This is a genomic window from Streptococcus sp. DD11 (assembly GCF_001578865.1).
GTDB lineage: Bacteria > Bacillota > Bacilli > Lactobacillales > Streptococcaceae > Streptococcus > Streptococcus panodentis.
In genome coordinates, this window is the sequence record NZ_KQ969393.1 from 326,920 (window position 1) to 328,214 (window position 1,295).

Genomic DNA, 1,295 nt, shown 5'->3' on the forward strand with positions numbered 1-1,295 from the left:
CGAAATACTTTTTCAATCATAGGTCCATTATATCATAAATCCAGGATAGACAGAAAAGGAAAAAGAAAAGTGAAAGAGTCTGATAAAAATGAAAAGCCAGCTGAACAGAATGTCCCGATTTTTGGTACAATAGAAAGTAATCAATGTAAAGGAATAAGTAAATGCAAATCAGACTAAGGAATCAGATTCAAATAGACGACCAGACAGAAATCATTGACCAGATCTACGAGGCGGACTGGACCCAGAAAGGCGGCAGCCATTACCTGCTTTACACAAATGAAGAAGGAGAAAAAGCAGTCCTGAAATTTCAGGAGGAGGAGCTGGTCATGACTCGTTTTTCCACCCCTAAATCCATCATGCGTTTTATCAAAGGCGGACTGGCTCCGGTCAGCATTCCTACTCCGCTTGGCCTGCAGCATTTCATCACCCAGACAGAGCACTATCAGCTGGACATGAAAGAGCAGACCATTCAGCTCCGCTATGAGCTGAAAACACCGGACAGCGTGCAGACTTTTGCCCGCTATCGACTGGAAATTTCTTGGAGTTAAATAGGAAAAACCTGCAGCCCTTTTGTCAGGTCAGCCAGTGTCTCCTTTTTCTTTCTGAGCAAAGTATGAGGGCTCTTTTCATGAATACTGGTTTGAATAGTTGTTTTTGGACAGGAACCATCAGGCCATTTCAAAGAGAATCTTAGCCGAAAATCTGGGAGAGGCTGAGACAGACGCCCATGATGGCTTCGCCCTCACCCACAGAGGGATGAATCTTTTGGAAGATACCGTATAAAAATTTAGTTCTGTCCCACCGCCTGCGGGTGGGGCCATCATCATTTAGAGTTTGAAGATGCCGGTGAGGAGGGGCTTTTATAGCTTCTTATGGGAAGCCCCATCCGCAGCCTCAAAACAGTAGTTTGAGCGGTTAGCTCCGCCGCTGACTGCATGGGAGCCATTATTTTCAATTCAAGCGTTTCTGCCGTTCTGGCTGCTCCTGCCTGGTCTGCTGATGATGTTCACTGCCTATCTGTTTATAGGGGAGGGCTTTATCAGCCGACATTTGGTGCTGGTGTTGAAAATTCCTGAATTTTTTTCAAAAATCAAGAGACTGGCTCTTGCGAAACAGGGGGAATTTTGATACAATATAAAACACTCAAGGGAGTAGCTAACGGTAACACCGTTACAAGGTCGTCAATACGAAAGAAATTTCCGGCCTTGTATGAAATAGCGAGACTTGTTAATCAACAGGTCTCTTTTTGTTTATCCAAATAGAGACCAAGGTGTTTGTCCTAAGAAGGTGAGGAG

The 1,295-nt window shown here is 44.5% G+C and carries 1 protein-coding gene; it reads left to right on the forward strand.

Annotated features, from left to right (window positions below):
• Positions 1 to 161 precede the first annotated feature (161 nt).
• The gene (locus tag STRDD11_RS04875; RefSeq protein ID WP_128835932.1) at positions 162 to 548 is read left to right on the forward strand and encodes a YwiB family protein; all 387 of its coding nucleotides are present in this window, start codon (positions 162 to 164) and stop codon (positions 546 to 548) included.
• Positions 549 to 1,295: the final 747 nt, after the last annotated feature.